Source organism: Thalassococcus sp., from assembly GCF_982780845.1.
Genome location: NZ_CEYADA010000007.1, coordinates 154,707 through 170,421, shown reverse-complemented (window position 1 = coordinate 170,421; position 15,715 = coordinate 154,707). Strand labels below are relative to the sequence as shown.

At 58.3% G+C, this 15,715-nt stretch carries 17 protein-coding genes; 10 read left to right on the top strand and 7 right to left on the bottom strand.

Annotation, left to right across the window (positions count from 1 at the left end; all coding sequences use genetic code 11):
• Positions 1-13: 13 nt before the first annotated feature.
• Genes purQ through purC form a run of 3 tightly spaced genes read right to left on the bottom strand, consistent with a single transcriptional unit; the run spans position 14 to position 1,748 of the window.
• The gene (gene purQ, locus AC4FIA_RS10035) at positions 14-682 is read right to left on the bottom strand and encodes a phosphoribosylformylglycinamidine synthase subunit PurQ (protein WP_490365727.1); all 669 of its coding nucleotides are present in this window, start codon (positions 680-682) and stop codon (positions 14-16) included.
• 28 nt (positions 683-710) lie between these two features.
• Positions 711-941: a phosphoribosylformylglycinamidine synthase subunit PurS gene (purS, locus tag AC4FIA_RS10030; RefSeq protein WP_103909566.1), complete on the bottom strand. Its 231-nt coding sequence runs from the start codon at positions 939-941 to the stop codon at positions 711-713.
• A 45-nt stretch (positions 942-986) separates the two neighbouring features.
• A complete protein-coding gene (gene purC, locus AC4FIA_RS10025; RefSeq protein WP_103909565.1) occupies positions 987-1,748 on the bottom strand; it encodes a phosphoribosylaminoimidazolesuccinocarboxamide synthase in 762 nt (253 codons plus the stop codon).
• A gap of 226 nt (positions 1,749-1,974) precedes the next feature.
• Here purC and bmt point away from each other — a divergent pair, with 226 nt between their 5' ends.
• Positions 1,975-2,991, top strand: a complete 1,017-nt coding sequence (bmt, locus tag AC4FIA_RS10020) for a betaine--homocysteine S-methyltransferase (RefSeq protein WP_103909564.1) — start codon at positions 1,975-1,977, stop codon at positions 2,989-2,991.
• 26 nt (positions 2,992-3,017) lie between these two features.
• Here bmt and AC4FIA_RS10015 read toward each other — a convergent pair whose 3' ends face one another.
• Entirely contained in the window at positions 3,018-4,103 is a 1,086-nt protein-coding gene (locus AC4FIA_RS10015) for a PA0069 family radical SAM protein (protein WP_490365726.1), read from the bottom strand.
• A 183-nt stretch (positions 4,104-4,286) separates the two neighbouring features.
• Between AC4FIA_RS10015 and AC4FIA_RS10010 the strand changes: the two genes are divergently transcribed.
• The 3 genes from AC4FIA_RS10010 (at position 4,287) to AC4FIA_RS10000 (ending at position 5,879) form a co-directional block, all read left to right on the top strand.
• Positions 4,287-4,991, top strand: coding sequence for a corrinoid protein (locus AC4FIA_RS10010; RefSeq protein ID WP_488047761.1), 705 nt, complete (start codon positions 4,287-4,289; stop codon positions 4,989-4,991).
• A gap of 95 nt (positions 4,992-5,086) precedes the next feature.
• Complete coding sequence (locus AC4FIA_RS10005) at positions 5,087-5,260, top strand: hypothetical protein (RefSeq protein ID WP_488047760.1); 174 nt, start codon at positions 5,087-5,089, stop codon at positions 5,258-5,260.
• The gene (locus AC4FIA_RS10000; RefSeq protein WP_490365725.1) at positions 5,241-5,879 is read left to right on the top strand and encodes a DUF1638 domain-containing protein; all 639 of its coding nucleotides are present in this window, start codon (positions 5,241-5,243) and stop codon (positions 5,877-5,879) included. Before AC4FIA_RS10005 ends, AC4FIA_RS10000 begins: the two co-directional genes overlap by 20 nt.
• Here AC4FIA_RS10000 and AC4FIA_RS09995 read toward each other — a convergent pair.
• Positions 5,876-7,288 (bottom strand): divergent polysaccharide deacetylase family protein, encoded by a 1,413-nt coding sequence (locus tag AC4FIA_RS09995; protein ID WP_490365724.1) that lies wholly within the window; start codon positions 7,286-7,288, stop codon positions 5,876-5,878. The genes AC4FIA_RS10000 and AC4FIA_RS09995 overlap by 4 nt on opposite strands.
• 211 nt (positions 7,289-7,499) lie before the next feature.
• Between AC4FIA_RS09995 and AC4FIA_RS09990 the strand changes: the two genes are divergently transcribed.
• The 6 genes from AC4FIA_RS09990 to AC4FIA_RS09965 are packed head-to-tail and all read left to right on the top strand — an operon-like array spanning position 7,500 to position 12,176.
• On the top strand, positions 7,500-8,081 hold the full coding sequence (locus AC4FIA_RS09990; RefSeq protein ID WP_103909559.1) for an anthranilate synthase component II: 582 nt from the start codon (positions 7,500-7,502) through the stop codon (positions 8,079-8,081).
• Positions 8,078-9,091, top strand: coding sequence for an anthranilate phosphoribosyltransferase (gene trpD, locus AC4FIA_RS09985; RefSeq protein WP_490365723.1), 1,014 nt, complete (start codon positions 8,078-8,080; stop codon positions 9,089-9,091). Before AC4FIA_RS09990 ends, trpD begins: the two co-directional genes overlap by 4 nt.
• Complete coding sequence (locus tag AC4FIA_RS09980) at positions 9,091-9,738, top strand: uracil-DNA glycosylase (RefSeq protein WP_490365722.1); 648 nt, start codon at positions 9,091-9,093, stop codon at positions 9,736-9,738. Before trpD ends, AC4FIA_RS09980 begins: the two co-directional genes overlap by 1 nt.
• Positions 9,735-10,535, top strand: a complete 801-nt coding sequence (gene trpC / locus AC4FIA_RS09975) for an indole-3-glycerol phosphate synthase TrpC (RefSeq protein WP_490365721.1) — start codon at positions 9,735-9,737, stop codon at positions 10,533-10,535. The genes AC4FIA_RS09980 and trpC overlap by 4 nt, the downstream gene beginning before the upstream one ends.
• A 1-nt stretch (position 10,536) precedes the next feature.
• Positions 10,537-11,013: a cyclic pyranopterin monophosphate synthase MoaC gene (gene moaC, locus AC4FIA_RS09970; RefSeq protein WP_490365720.1), complete on the top strand. Its 477-nt coding sequence runs from the start codon at positions 10,537-10,539 to the stop codon at positions 11,011-11,013.
• Positions 11,010-12,176: a molybdopterin molybdotransferase MoeA gene (locus AC4FIA_RS09965; RefSeq protein ID WP_490365719.1), complete on the top strand. Its 1,167-nt coding sequence runs from the start codon at positions 11,010-11,012 to the stop codon at positions 12,174-12,176. Before moaC ends, AC4FIA_RS09965 begins: the two co-directional genes overlap by 4 nt.
• On the opposite strand, the gene AC4FIA_RS09960 is transcribed toward AC4FIA_RS09965, so the two are convergent.
• Complete coding sequence (locus AC4FIA_RS09960; protein WP_490365718.1) at positions 12,173-14,455, bottom strand: hybrid sensor histidine kinase/response regulator; 2,283 nt, start codon at positions 14,453-14,455, stop codon at positions 12,173-12,175. The two genes, AC4FIA_RS09965 and AC4FIA_RS09960, sit on opposite strands and share 4 nt — an antisense overlap.
• A 96-nt stretch (positions 14,456-14,551) precedes the next feature.
• Entirely contained in the window at positions 14,552-15,706 is a 1,155-nt protein-coding gene (locus tag AC4FIA_RS09955) for an RsmB/NOP family class I SAM-dependent RNA methyltransferase (protein WP_490365717.1), read from the bottom strand.
• Between the last annotated feature and the right edge of the window lie 9 nt (positions 15,707-15,715).

Sequence of the window (15,715 nt, the reverse complement as noted above, 5' to 3'; positions counted from 1 at the left end):
GCGACGTCTCAAGTCACGCGCTGGCCAGCGTTTCGGTCAGTTGGGCGAAAACACGCTGACCGTCGGCGTTTCCATGCTCAGATTCCGCGGCCCGCTCGGGATGCGGCATCATTCCAAGAACGCGGCGGTTGGCAGACAGGATGCCTGCGATATCCGCGACAGACCCGTTCGGGTTTTCTCGGTATGTGAACGCTACACGATCCTCGCCCTTCAGCATCGCCAGCGTTTCATCGTCGGCGATATAGTTGCCGTCGTGGTGCGCAATCGGGATGTTGATTTGTTCGCCTTTTTCATAGGATTGGGTGAACACGCTGTCGGTTGTTTCGACCTGCAGCGGAACCGTGCGGCAGATGTATTTCAGACCTGCATTGCGCAGCAAAGCGCCCGGCAGAAGACCCGTTTCGGTCAGAACCTGAAAGCCGTTGCAGACGCCAAAGACAAAACCGCCGCGGTCTGCGTGGGCCTTAACTTCGTTGCAGATGGGCGAATTGGCCGCGATGGCGCCACAGCGCAGGTAGTCACCAAAGGAAAAACCGCCCGGAATGCCGACGATATCGACACCTGCCGGCAGCGCGGTGTCCTTGTGCCAGACCATTTCCACATCCAGGCCTGCATTGCGGAACGCAACAGCAAGATCACGGTCGCAGTTCGACCCCGGAAAGACGACAACAGCTGCTTTCATGGCACCGGCTCCTTCGGCGTTAGACGTCTTAGACGAATTCGATCTGGTAAGTTTCGATGACGGTGTTCGCCAGAAGCTTTTCACACATCTCTTTGACGGTGTCTTCTGTCGCGTCGTCGGCCAGATCCAGTTCGATCACTTTGCCCTGACGCACGCCGGACACGCCGCCGAAACCAAGACCACCAAGGGCGTGGCGCACAGCTTCGCCTTGCGGATCAAGAACCCCGTCTTTCAGCATGACATGGACACGTGCTTTCATCTGTATTCTCCGGTCGGTCGGGCCGAGGCCCGTGGTCGTAGTAGATTAGTTAATCAGCGTCGGCTTGGTGATCGGCTGCGAATTTTTGGGCATCACGCCAAGACGACGTGCAACTTCTGCATAAGCGTCTGTCAGGTTGCCCAGATCACGGCGGAACACGTCTTTGTCCAGCTTCTGGCCTGTTTCCAGATCCCAGAGGCGGCAGCTGTCGGGGCTGATTTCGTCAGCAACAACAAGACGCTGGAAATCGCCATCATAAACGCGGCCGATTTCGATTTTGAAATCCACCAGACGGATACCAACAGCCATCATCACGCCCGACATGAAGTCGTTGACGCGCAACGCAAGGCTCAGGATGTCTTCCATGTCCTGCTGGCTTGCCCAGCCGAAGGCGGCGATGTGTTCTTCGGTGACCAGCGGGTCGCCCAGTTTGTCATCTTTGTAGCAGTACTCGACAATCGGACGCGGCAGCGGTGTGCCCTCGTCGATACCCAGACGCTTGGATAGCGAACCGGCGGCAAAGTTGCGCACGATGATTTCCAGCGGAATGATCTCGCAGGAACGGACCAGCTGTTCACGCATGTTCAGACGCTTAAGGAAGTGTGTCGGCACGCCGATGTTGTTCAGGCCGGTCATGAAGAATTCGGACAGGCGGTTGTTCAACACGCCCTTCCCTTCGATCACGTCCTTTTTCTCGGCGTTAAAGGCGGTCGCGTCATCCTTGAAGTACTGCACAATTGTGCCCGGTTCCGGACCTTCGTACAGAATTTTTGCTTTACCTTCGTAGATCTTTTTACGGCGAGCCATGGGCGCGGGCCTTTCATATAGAACAGATCGGGCTGAGTCCGTCTTTGGCGCCCTCTTAGTGCAACGCTGACGTTGCCGCAAGCGCACTAACCGGACAGATCGTACAAAGCTTGGCGGATTCATTGCAAAACGCCTTCAACATCATCTTGAAGATTATGAATTTGCTTCACGGAAGGCATCGTGACAAAGAGGCGCTGCATGCAAAGTTAACCCTCCGGAGAAGACAATGACAAACGCGCTTGCCGAGTTGCTGGCCGAAAGAGACTGGCTGATGGCGGATGGTGCTACTGGCACCAACCTGTTCAACATGGGCCTGACATCGGGCGACGCCCCCGAGTTCTGGAACGTGGATCACCCCGATCGCATCGAAAAACTGTATCAATTCGCGATTGATGCGGGCAGCGATATCTTTCTGACGAACTCATTTGGTGGCAACGCATCGCGTTTGAAACTGCACAACGGTCAGGACCGCGTGCGCGAGCTGAACAAAGCCGCTGCGGAACTGGGTCGTAATCTTGCTGACAAAGCGGGCCGCAAGATCGTTGTTGCCGGTTCCGTTGGTCCGACAGGCGATATCATGTTGCCAGTTGGCACATTGTCCCACGCGGACGCGGTCGAGATGTTCCACGAACAGGCCGAAGGTCTGAAAGAAGGCGGCGCTGATGTGCTGTGGCTGGAAACCATTTCCGCGCCCGAAGAATTCCGCGCCGCTGCCGAGGCTTTCAAACTGGCAGACATGCCGTGGTGTGGCACCATGAGCTTTGACACCGCAGGCCGTACAATGATGGGTCTGACATCGGCTGGTATGGTCGAGCTGGCACAAAGCATCGAAAACCGGCCGCTGGCATTCGGCGCGAACTGCGGCACCGGCGCGTCGGACCTGCTGCGCTCTGTCATGGGCTTTTCCGCGCAGGCGCCTGAACTTCCTATCATTGCCAAGGGCAACGCAGGCATCCCCAAATATGTCGAAGGCCACATCCACTATGACGGCACGCCGGAACTGATGGGCGAATACGCCGTCATGGCGCGTGATGCTGGCGCGACCATCATTGGCGGCTGCTGTGGCACCATGCCGGAACACCTGCGCGCGATGCGCGAGGCGCTGGAAAACACGCCCCGTGGTGACCGCCCGACACTGGAAGAAATCGCGACCAAGATCGGTCCGTTTTCGTCCGATAACGACGGCACCGAAGATGACGGCGGCGCACCGAAGCGCGAACGCAACCGTCGCCGTCGCGGCTAAGGCCCACAGGAATGAACGTCACCGCATCAGAACAAAGACAACTGATCCCCTGCCCTTGGCGGCGGGCGGAACAGGTCTGTTCGCAGCGGTGGCGTTTTGACAGCCAGACCAAGGCGCTTGGTCGCAAGGGCAAAACGCTGGGCGATCAGATCGGCATAGCTGCCCTCGCCGCGCATGCGTTTGCCCCAGGCGGCCTCGTAATCCTTGCCCCCGTGCATGTCGCGCAACAGCCCCATTACGCGGGTGGCGCGGTAGGGATAATTGGTATCCAGCCAGTCCTGCCACAGCGGCGACACCTCAAGCGGAAGGCGCAACATGATGTAGCTGGCAGCGTCGGCACCCGCGTCTTTGGCGGCCTCAAGAATGGCCTCAAGCTCCAGGTCGGTCAGCGCGGGCACAATGGGCGACGCCATGACACGCACGGGAATACCGGCGCGTGTCAAACGGCGTATGGTTTCCAGACGACGTGCGGGCGCAGGGGCGCGCGGCTCCATCTTTCGGGACAGGCGCGGATCCAGCGTGGTGACAGAAATATCAACACGAACAAGGCCTTCTGCCGCCATCTTCGACAAAACATCAATGTCACGCTCAATCAGCGTTCCCTTGGTCACAATACCTACGGGATGATTGAAAGCCTGCAAAATCTTCAGGACATCGCGGGTAATTTCGCGGTCTTTTTCGACAGGCTGGTAGGGATCGGTGTTCGTGCCCATGGCCATTGTGCCGACGCTGTATTTGCGCGCCCGCAACTCGCGCTCCAACACCTGCGCGATCCCCGGTCGGGCAATCAGACGCGTTTCGAAGTCCAGTCCCGGCGACAGGCCCAGATAGGCGTGCGTCGGACGGGCAAAGCAATAGATGCATCCGTGTTCGCAACCGCGATAGACGTTGATGCTGCGATCAAAGGGCAAATCAGGCGACCGCACGTAGTTGATCGCCGTGCGTGGAACCTCGTCCGCAACAGTCGTCCGTTCGACAGAAACGTCTTCTGCAATGTCCCAGCCATCGCTGAAATCAGCCCGCGTAAACCGTTCGAACCGGCCGCTGTCACGGCTGGTCGCGGCCCTGCCTTTAAGGGCATCGGCCGCAATGCTGTTCTGATGGCGCGTCATCGCGACAAATTAGAACAAAAGTGGAACATTCACAATCCCAACCGGTCGCGAAACTGTGGTCAAGAATACGCTTGGTCGCAGTCCGCATCGCAAATGTCGCAAAAAGCCCAGTTCTTTTTACAAAATAGCCACATAGCTGCTTATCAGGCATAAGCGCTGAACCTTTCTGAAAGGACCCAACCCATGTCGGAAGAAGAAGACGAACTGATCCTGTCCGAACTCGACGATGAAGAACTTGTCCCCCAGATGATGGACGACCTGTACGACGGTCTGCGGGACGAGGTTTGCGAAGGTGTGAACATCCTGCTGGAACGCGGATGGGCCCCCTATCGCGTTCTGACCGAAGCTCTCGTCGGCGGCATGACCATCGTTGGTCGTGACTTCCGTGACGGCATCCTGTTCGTTCCCGAAGTTCTGCTGGCTGCGAACGCGATGAAGGGCGGCATGGCCATCCTGAAACCGCTTCTGGCCGAAACCGGTGCAGAAACTGTGGGCCGGATGGTGATCGGCACGGTCAAAGGCGACATCCACGACATCGGTCAGAACCTAGTGACCATGATGATGGAAGGCGCAGGCTTTGAAGTCATGAACATCGGCATCAACAACCCTGTCGAAAACTTTATCGACGCGGCCAAAGAATTTGACGCCGATATCCTTGGTATGTCCGCCCTGCTGACAACCACCATGCCCTACATGAAAACCGTCATCGACGAGATGAAGGAACAGGGCATCCGTGACGACTATATCGTTCTGGTCGGTGGCGCACCGCTGAACGAAGAATTTGGCAAGGCCATTGGCGCAGACGCCTACTGCCGTGACGCAGCTGTTGCTGTTGAAAAAGCCAAAGAAATGGTCGCACGCCGCCATAATCAGCGGGCCTCCGGTTAATCTTTGCCAAAAGCAGCCGATAGTATGGGTAAGAGCGCGAAAGTCCTTTTCTTTCGCGTTCGAACGCCCATATTAAGGCTGTAAGGGAGAGTCGGATGCCTGTCACATCTTTCACACTGTTGATCTTCAGCGTTCTCTGTGCCGCCGCGATTACGGTCTGGGCGTTCAATTCGTTGGGTGCATTCACGGTCCTTCCCGTACTGCTGGTCCTAGGCCTTCTGGCCCGCTGGGGACTGGGCCACGTCCCTCATGACGACACACGTCCCTGACGATTCCACACTTCGTGACGACGGTTTTTCCGCGCTACAGGCGGGGTCTGTCCTATTGATTGCCTGCGGCGCTTTGGCCCGCGAAATCCTTGATGTGAAAGAAAAAAATGGCTGGGATCATCTGGATCTAACCTGCCTGCCTGCCATCCTTCACAACTCACCAGATCAGATTGTGCCAGCGGTGAAGGCTGCGGTCGAAAAGCACCGCGCTTTTTATGACCGTATCTATGTGGTCTACGCCGACTGCGGCACCGGTGGTCTGTTGCAAGCGGCCTGTGATGACATCGGCGTCGAAATGGTGGCTGGCCCCCATTGCTATAGCTTTTTCGAAGGCAACGAGGCCTTTGCCGCGCGGGACGAATTTACAGCATTCTACCTGACAGATTTTCTGGTGCGGCAATTCGATGCGTTCGTCTGGGAGCCTCTTGGCCTAGACCGCCATCCTGAATTGCGGGACATGTATTTCGCTCATTACACCAAGCTGGTCTATCAGGCGCAGATCGACGATCCGGCGCTGACCGCCAAAGCGCAGGACTGTGCCGCGCGGCTCGGGCTGGATTTTGAACGCAGGTTCACCGGCTACGGCGATCTGGAACTGACAATGGCGGATTGGGCTTAAAGCCCGCGTTCGCTCAGCACCTTGGTGACAGGAACCAAGGCCACCTGCCCCGCGCGATCCTGTAGGCCCCACAGCAACAGCGCTGAGATCGTATCGGCCTGCAGGCGACCCATCATGATCACCCCGCCTTCCTGACGTGCTTTGAACGCCGCCTGATCAAGGAACCGACGCTGAACGCGCGGATCCTGGCCGTCACCGTCAAAGTCGCGGAAGACCGAATTGGACGGAACGCCCAGACGTTCAGCCAAGGCCTGCGCCGTGTTCAAACCGTTGGGTTGCAGTACCAACCCATGACCGGACGCACGCAGGTATTCCGCCACTTGATCGGACACGGCGCGCGATGTCTGGAGGCCACCACTCGGCGCTTCCATCACGCCGACAACCTCGGGCAGCGTGACAAGGTTGGCTTCCAGCGTCACTTCTACATCCTGCGGTGTCGCCCCTTCGGGCGCGGACACCAGCGCCATGACTTCAAAGCCTTTCTCGCGGTAGGCCGCCATGCGCTCTTTTGCGTCGGGCGCTGCGGGATCGATCGCAAACGTCACAGGAAAGGGAAATGAATCCAATGCATTGGGCCCAAGCGGCCCCTGCCCGTCATCAATCAACAAAATCGCCATGCGCGGCAGGGTTTCGTCAATTTCCACCTCGGCGGCAAACATTTCGACCGGGACCGAGGCAGGTGCCGAAACCGCCGCATCAGCGGTTTGACCAACGGTTGGCAGACGGCTTGACCGCGCGCTGTCTGTACGATCCAGCAGTGAACCCGCCGGTTTCCCGATCACCGGCCCCGATGGATCAAGCGGCGCGATGGCTGCGATCTCGGGTTCTTCCGCAGGCGCTGCGGGCGGTTCTGTATCAATACTGGGTACGTCAGCTGTCGCGTCAGGTGCTGGCAACTCGGCCGTTTCGTTGGACGCGGGCGCCGCTTCCGTTTCAGGGGCCACAATGTCCGCCGAACCGGCCTCTGGCGCATCCGCCATTTCCGGCGATGTTCCGTCGGTTGCAGGCGTGTTTTCCGGCTCGGCAACAGGCGCTGGCGCAACGTCAGCGGTGACTGCATCGGGTGCCGTAGGTGTCTGTGGGACTGTGGGCGCCTCGGATGGCGCAGGCGCGACATCAGCATTTTCCGTTTCCGACGCGACAACCTGATCAACGTCTTGCTGGACTTCTGGCTCGGCCACGTCGGGCGTCGCAATCGGAGCCGTATCGGGCTGCGGCGCATTCAGCGAAGGATCGACGACCGCCACGTCGGGCATATCGGTTTCCGCAGCAGGCACTGTCGCATCGGCATCGGGTTCCGCGACCGGCACAGCCGGCGCTTCGGTTTCCTGCATCATATCCTGAGGCGGCGTCGCGTTCGGTTCGCCCAGCACCAAGGAAAGCCCCACCGCGCCGGCGACCGATGTCACCAAGCCCGCTCCAATACCTGTTAGGAAACTCCTTGCCATGGAATTCGCCCCTTTACCTGCTCAAATACCCTCGCCCGCGATTTAGACTTCGCAGATCGCATGGATTAGGTCCCGTGCCCTTGACGCGAACCTGTACCTCGCATCATGTATACAGCGACCAAGGCGGGTGCCGCCAGCCCCGTTGATAGAAATCCGGAAAGACAAACACGTTATGCTGCTTCTTATCGATAATTACGACAGCTTTACCTACAATCTGGTTCATTATCTGGGCGAACTGGGCACCGAAGTTGTCGTGAAACGCAACGACGCGATCAATGTTCAAGAAGCCATGGCCATGAACCCAGCGGGTATTCTGCTGTCGCCCGGTCCGTGCGATCCCGATCAGGCAGGTATTTGTCTTGCGCTGACAAAGGCCGCTGCCGAAACCGAAACGCCGTTGATGGGCGTGTGCCTTGGTCATCAGACCATCGGTCAGGCCTTTGGCGGCAAAGTCGTGCAGCATAGCGAAATCGTGCATGGCAAAATGGGAATCATGCATCACACCGGCAAAGGCGTGTTCAAAGGCCTGCCCAGCCCGTTTGAAGCCACGCGTTACCATTCGCTGGTGGTAGAACGTGAATCGCTGCCCGATTGCCTTGAGATCACAGCCGAGCTGGAAGACGGCACCATCATGGGCCTGTCGCACAAGACGCTGCCTATCCACGGTGTTCAGTTCCACCCTGAATCCATCGCCTCCGAGCACGGTCATAAGCTGCTGCAAAACTTCACCGATCTGATGAAGGTGCCGGCATGAGCGACGCAATCAAACCGCTGATCTTTGCCGCCTCGGAAGGCCCGCTGAGCCGGTCGCAAGCCAATCAGGCGTTCGAAATCCTGTTCGAAGGCGAAGCCACGCCTGCCCAAGTTGGCGGTCTTTTGATGGCGATGCGCGCACGCGGTGAATCCGTGTCCGAATACGCCGCAGCCGCCGCGACAATGCGCGCCAAATGCGTTCCGGTCAAAGCCCCCACAAACGCGATGGATATCGTGGGCACTGGCGGCGACGGTCTAGGCACACTGAACATCTCGACCGCGACTGCGTTCGTTGTGGCTGGCGCAGGCGTTCCTGTTGCCAAGCACGGTAACCGCAACCTGTCGTCCAAATCCGGCGCGGCTGATGCCTTGGGTGCTTTGGGCATCGACGTGATGGTCGGGGCCGAGGTCGTAGAACGTGCGATCGCCGAGGCTGGCATCGGTTTCATGATGGCGCCCATGCACCATCCGGCAATGAAACATGTGATGCCGGTTCGTCAGGAACTGGGCTGCAAGACGATCTTCAACATCCTTGGTCCGCTGACCAACCCTGCTGGCGTCAAACGTCAGTTGACCGGTGCCTTTGCACTGGATCTGATCCATCCGATGGCAGAAACGCTGCAGGCGCTGGGGTCCGAGAAGGCATGGCTGGTTCACGGCAGTGACGGCATGGACGAGGTGTCGATCACTGGCACAACGTCAGTCGCCGCGCTGGAAGACGGCGAAATCCACAGCCGCGAAATCCACCCTGAAGACGCCGGTCTTCCGGTGCACCATATGCGCGATATTCTGGGTGGCACACCTGCTGAAAACGGAAAAGCCCTGCGCGCGCTTCTGGAAGGTGAAACAGGTGCCTATCGTGATGCGGTTCTGTTCAACTCTGCCGCAGCGCTGGTCGTGGCAGATGTTGCCGCAGACCTGAAAGCAGGCGTTGAAATCGCCGCAGAAAGCATTGCCAGCGGCAAAGCGTTGAATGCGGCAGAAACATTGGCGCGACTGACGCAGGCGTGATGACAGACCTTCCCAAAGGGTGGGATCACCTGCCCTTTTTCACCACCCATTGGCCGTCGATCCGCGATGCGCTGGCGCTGGAAACCCGCACAATTCTGCCGCCGCAGGATCAGATTTTTGCGGCCCTGAATGCCAATGCGCCTGACGACGTCCGCGTGGTCATTCTGGGACAAGACCCTTATCCCACGCCCGGCCACGCCCATGGGTTTGCGTTTTCTACCGAACCCGATGTGCTGCCTCTGCCCCGATCACTGGGCAACATCTACAAAGAACTGGATGCCGAATTCGGCGCACGTCCCGCCAACGGCGATCTGCGGTTCTGGGCGCGTCAGGGTGTGTTGTTGCTGAACACCGCGCTGACTGTTCCTGCGGGCGAAGCGGGCGCGCATGCGAAACTCGGCTGGAAACATCTGACCGAAGATGTTCTGACCGCGCTTTCTGATAAACCGCGCGCCTTCATCCTATGGGGTGGCCACGCGCAAAAATTCCAACCTTGCATCACAGGCCCCGATCATCTGATCCTGGCCTCGGCCCATCCATCGCCCTTGTCGGCCCGACGCGGCTTTTTCGGCTCTCGCCCCTTTTCGCGGGTGAACGAGTGGCTTAAGGCAGGTGGACAGCCTGAAATCGACTGGACAGGATCATGACTGCGACCATTCTGGAAAAGATCAAAGCCTACAAGCTTGAAGAAATTGCGGCCGCCAAAGCGGCTAAATCCCTGTCCGATGTCGAAGCCGACGCCAAATCAGCAAGCCCCGTACGCCCCTTCGCCAAGGCCCTGCGCAAGGCAGAAGAAACCGGCTACGGCCTGATTTCCGAGGTGAAGAAAGCCTCGCCCTCCAAGGGTTTGATCCGCGCAGACTTCGATCCTGCGAAGCTTGCAAAAGCATATGAAGACGGCGGCGCAACGTGTTTGTCGGTTCTGACAGACACGCCCAGCTTTCAGGGCGCAAAAGAGTTCCTGGTACAAGCACGCGAAGCCACCAACATGCCCGCCCTGCGCAAGGATTTCATGTACGACACCTATCAAGTCGCCGAAGCCCGCGCGCTTGGGGCTGACTGCATCCTGTTGATCATGGCCAGCCTGTCCGACGCCCAAGCCGCCGAGCTTGAGGCCTGCGCGTTTGAATGGGGAATGGACGTTCTGATCGAGGTGCACGACCGCGAAGAACTGGACCGTGCGCTGCTGCTGAAGTCTGAGCTCGTCGGTGTGAACAACCGCAATCTGCACACGTTCGAGACGTCACTGACAACGACCGAAGAGCTGTCCAAGGCCGTACCAAAGGACCGTTTGCTGGTCTCGGAATCCGGTCTATTTACCCCTGACGATCTTGCCCGCATGGCGGCCTGCGGTGCGCGCACCTTCCTGATCGGGGAATCCCTGATGCGGCAAGATGATGTAACCGCGGCCACCCGTGCCCTGCTAGCTGAACCGGTGATGTAATATGGCTGAACTGACCCATTTCGACGCCAAGGGCGATGCCCATATGGTGGATGTCTCGGACAAAGAGCATACCTCGCGGATCGCGACGGCGGAGGGCTGGGTCAAGATGGCGCAAGCCACCTATGACATCATCACCGAAGGCCGCGCCAAGAAAGGCGATGTGATCAGTGTCGCACGTCTGGCTGGCATCATGGGCGCCAAGAAAACGCCCGATCTGATCCCTTTGTGCCACCCGCTGCCCGTCACCAAAGTCGCGGTCGAACTGACACCTGACGCGGAGCTGCCGGGTATTCGCATTACGGCAACCGTCAAGACAACCGGTCAGACCGGTGTCGAGATGGAGGCGCTGACAGCCGTTTCGACAGCGGCGCTGACGGTTTACGACATGGCCAAAGCCGTCGATAAAGCGATGGAAATCGGCGGTGTGCGCGTTACGCTGAAAGACGGCGGTAAATCGGGCCGATACGAAGCAAAATGATCTCCGTTAACCAAGCACTGGATCACCTGTTTTCGCTGTCGCAAACTCTGCCGACAGAAACGGTACCTTTGCTTCAGGCCTATGATCGCGTTTTGCGGACCGACTGCGTGTCCACGCGCAACCAGCCCCCCTTTCCGGCATCCGCCATGGATGGCTATGCCGTTGTTTCCGCCGAAACCGGTGACACGCTGACGGTGATTGGCGAAAGTGCTGCGGGACATGCCTTTGATGGATCGGTAGCCTCTGGTCAGGCTGTGCGCATCTTCACCGGCGCGCCTTTGCCCGAAGGTGCAACGCGGATCGTCATTCAGGAAGATGTGGATCGTGACGGCGACCAGATCACGATCAAGCCTGACGCCGACACAAAATCCTACATCCGTCCCGCGGGCAACGATTTTGCCGAAGGCTTCACTCTGAAGGCCCCGACGCGGATCACGCCAAACGATCTGGCGCTGATGGCCTCGATGAACTGTCCGGAAGTGACCGTGTCCAAGCGCCCGAAAGTGGCGCTGATTTCCACGGGCGATGAATTGGTGATGCCCGGCGAAACGCCCGGCCCGGACCAGATCATCGCGTCCAACACCTTTGGTCTGCACGCGATGCTGACCAAGGGTGGCGCTGATGTTCGTCTGTTGCCAATCGCTCGCGACACGATCAATTCGCTGCAAACTGTGCTTGGCTTCGTCGAAGATGCCGATCTGGTGATCACAATCGGCGGCGCATCTGTAGGCGACCACGATCTGGTGGCACAGGCCGCCGAAGGTTTGGGGCTTGAACGTAGTTTTTATAAAGTTGCCATGCGCCCCGGCAAACCATTGATGGCAGGCCGACTGAACCATGCGATGATGGTTGGCCTTCCCGGTAACCCGGTGTCGGCGATGGTCTGCGGCCGGATTTTCGTTGTGCCTTTGCTGCATGCGATGATGGGCCTGCCCGCTGCACCGGTGGAACGTCAAAAGGGTCTGTTGCTGAACGATATCAGCCAGAACGGCCCACGTGAACACTACATGCGCGCGCATCTGACAGCAGAAGGGCTTCACGTCGCCGATCGTCAGGACAGCGCGTTGTTGAGCGTCCTAAGCGCCTCGAACGCGCTTGCCGTTCGCGCGCCCCACGATCCCGCGCGAAAAGCTGGCGACGTGATCGAGTTCATCACGATCTAACCCAAGGCTTTGCTGACTGTTTCAGTCAGGGCTGACAGCGAAAATGGCTTGGGAAGGAAGGTGACTTTCTCCATGTCCTGGGCTGCGCCCCCGAATGCGTCTTCGGCATACCCTGACACGAACACAACGCTTACATCGGGCCGCATCTCACGTGCTTGGCGCACCCAAGTCGGCCCGTCCATGCCGGGCATGATCACGTCGGACACGAACAGATCAATGTGCAACGTTCCGTCGGCCAGAGTGTTCAGCGCCGCCTCCGCCGACTCTGCCTCGATCACGGTATAGCCACGCAGGCGCAACGCACGCGATGCAAATGCGCGCACGGGCGCTTCGTCCTCGACCAACAGGATGACGCCCTGTCCGGCCTTCGTCGGCATTCGCACAGGCTCTGGCATTTCCGCGACAGGGCTGATGGCCGGCCCCGAATGGACAGGAAACAGAATCTGGAACGTCGTGCCCATGCCCATTTCACTGTTCACAAAGATGTAGCCGCCAGACTGTTTGACGATCCCATAGACCGTCGACAGGCCCAGCCCCGTGCCCTCGCCAGTGCGTTTCGTGGTGTAAAAGGGTTCAAAGATCTTTTGTTGCAGGTCTTCGGGGATGCCCTCGCCTTCATCAATGACCTGCACCAAGACGTATTCCCCCGGAGGCACGCTCGCGCGATTGCGCACCAGTGGTTCGTCCAGCACGGTTTTCTCGGTCTCGATAACGATCTTGCCACCATTCGCCATCGCGTCGCGGGCGTTCACGACAAGGTTCATGAGCACCTGTTCGATCTGGCGACGGTCTGCGCGGATGGGGGGCAACAGCGGGTCATGCTTCAATTGCAGTGACACCGTTTCCCCAACCAGCCGGTTCAGAAGGTGTGTCAGATCAGACAGGGTATCCCGAAGGTCCAGAACCTCGGGGCGTAGCGTTTGTTTGCGCGAAAACGCCAGAAGCTGCTCGACCAAACCGGCGGCGCGGTTGGCGTTCTGGTGGATTTGCACAAGATCCGGATAATCTGGCCCACCTTTGTCATGACGCAACAACATCAGATCGCAATGCCCTGATATTGCAGTCAAAAGGTTGTTAAAGTCGTGCGCAACGCCACCCGCCAACTGACCAATCGCCTGCATTTTCTGACTTTGCACGAATTGTCGCTCAAGGGTCTTCAATTCTGTCGCGTCATTCAGAAGAGCGATCAGTTTTTCCGTACCCTGATCTTCGATCCGGCTAAGATATACCTGAACAAAGACTTCGCGATCATCCCGAGACACCCGCAAAAACTCGGATTTGTTCAATCCCCGGCCCGCGTAGGCATCCGAAATCCAGTCGGGGATCGACCGCCCGAGACCTTCGAAATAAGCGGCCAGCGGGCCACCCTGAACGTCGCTTTGGTTCAGAAGTTTGCGGGCGCGACTGTTGGCCATTGTGATGATCCCTTCGCGCGAGATCGTCAAAAGGCCGATGGGCAAGCTGTCGCAATCGACCTGCGACATGCAATCGCTGACCTTATGCTCCACCAAGATAAATTCGGTTCGCCCCACGGCGCGGGCAACGCATTTGGTGATAAAGGTCTGCTTCCGCCCATTCTTCGTCACCAGTTCAATAATCTGGCCGTCGCGGAATGCATTGACCGGTGCGATCTGATCCAGCCGATGCACGCGCATCCCGAAAAGTGCGCGCGCTTGGGTGTTCATGGATAAAATGACACCGTGGCGCCCCACCGAAATACTGGGCAAAAACGCGCCACCAGAGCCTGCTTCGCTGCGCTGGATTTGCCACAACAGATACCTGCGCCCGATTTTGCGCACATGGATTTTAAGCTGTCCGCCGTCCGTCAGAAACTCCTGCGACGCAGCGCCATTTCCCTTAACGTCCTGAAGAAGTTGCGCAATTGCAGGCAGTGGTTCAATCAGATCATCATCCAAAGCCTGTGCAATCGGTGCATCCAAACAATCGCCGAATTCATCCTGCACAACCTTGTTCTGAAAAACGACAAAGGCGTTTCTGTCCGTCAACAGAACCGGCGATGCGCTTAGTTCCGCCGCGGTTTTGGCCGCCAGAAAGATGCCGCGCTGAAACATCCCCTGCACAGCGGCATAAAACGCAAAACAGATAAGGCAGGTGAAGGCCGCGCCGCCAATCGACAAAAGTAAGCCGTCAATTTGCGGGGCGACGACGCTGCCACCGATAGCCAGAACACCGGACAAAAACAGAAGAAGATAAACGCCGCGCAGCTGGGAACTTTCGATATTCTTTGCTGTCGATTTCATCATGTCGTTCAGGCCCACGTCCAGTTCAGTCGAGGCAAATGAACTTCCACCCCAAGATAGAGACCACGTTAGGCTCTATTTTGGCGATATCAACTTATAGTTGCTAATGATCTATTAATCTCTGGTAAGGATTGTTAGGAAAAAACCATCGCCTTCAGCATCAGGCAAATAGAATTCCGACGTCACAACATGCCACTGCGGGTTGTCCGCCAGAAAACGGTCAATTTGCTTGGAATTTTCGTCACCCAGAATGGAGCAGGTGGCGTAGGCCAGTAAGCCGCCCGCTGACACCATTTCGGATGCAATGAGCAGGATTTCGGCCTGCGTCCCGACAAGGTCCTGCAGATCGTCTGGGCTGAAACGCCATTTGGCTTCTGGCGCTCGACGCCAAGTGCCACTGCCGGAACAGGGCACATCGCAAAAGACCAGATCAAACCGGCCTTCAGGTTTGTTCGCAATTTTGACAGTGGCTCCAGCGCGGGACGCACGGGCCGGAATGTCTTTCATTCGTTGAGGAAAGGCGTCATGCGCGATTATTCGCGCGTCCGGAAAGCGGGCCGCCAGAGCCAGCGATTTGCCGCCCCCGCCTGCACAATAATCCAATATGTTTTGCGGCTGACGATCTGGCAACGCATCGACAATGGCCTGACTGGACGCATCCTGAAGCTCGACAAGACCCGACTGATAGGCATCGCTCTGGGCAACCTTGCGCTGGCCCTCTTCCACAGTCAGAGCCGTTGCGCTTTTGGGGTTGGCACGTGTGGCAATGCCCTCGGACAACAGGCGGGTTTGCGCTGTGGCAACGTCACCTTTCAGCGTGTTGACCCGCAACGTCACAGGCGCGCGGTCGCGAAGAACCTGCGCAGCATCAGCGGCACGATCCCCAAGGTCAGACTTGAATTTTTCCCAGACCCAATCGGGCAAATCCATTGCCGCAGCATCGGACGGTTGCGTACCGCCCTCCAGTTCTTCAGCGCGCAAGGGATCGGGCGCAAAGCGGTTGCCCGTGAAAACAGTATCCAGTGCCACGCCGTCCTGACGCAGCAAGCCGATCATGCGGCCCCTGCCCGTTTCAGCCCCGCCCAGCGCGGCGGTGCTGCGCCATTTGCGCAAGGCGCTGAACACCAGATCACGGATCGCAGCGCGGTCCTTTGATCCGGCATAACGGGACCGGCGCGACCAGTTGGTCAGCGCCCGTTCCGCCGGATCGCCATCATTGATCTGATCGAGAATATCGATGGCCGCCTGAACGCGTGCTTCGGGTGTCACGACGGCCTC